The organism is Prevotella sp. CAG:592, from assembly GCF_000436015.1.
GTDB lineage: Bacteria > Bacteroidota > Bacteroidia > Bacteroidales > Bacteroidaceae > Prevotella > Prevotella pectinovora.
The window spans coordinates 5,005-5,241 of record NZ_FR892559.1 but is presented as its reverse complement, the minus strand read 5'-3'; the positions used below and the strand labels follow the sequence as shown (position 1 = coordinate 5,241).

1 pseudogene is annotated in these 237 nt (G+C 42.2%); it reads right to left on the bottom strand.

What is annotated here, in order from left to right:
• Positions 1-110: 110 nt before the first annotated feature.
• Positions 111-237, bottom strand: a pseudogene (locus tag QVO99_RS04965) (gliding motility lipoprotein GldH); the annotation flags it as partial.

The following is a 237-nucleotide window of genomic DNA, read 5'->3' as shown; positions in this document are numbered from 1 at the left end:
TAACCAGAATCGGTCATTATGTTTTAACCCTAAACGTTCATTAGGGCTTAATTGGATTTTTTTAGAAGAGAGGATTTTGTTTATCCTGAAATTCCATATCAGATTCTCCATCATCTCTTCACTATCTTCACGCCGATGTCTGACACACCGGGAAGTATCTCCCTCTTCATGTTGTGGCGCACACAGATATGCAGCGAGTCGCCTTTGTTGAGAGATATCTCACGGATGGGGAAAGAG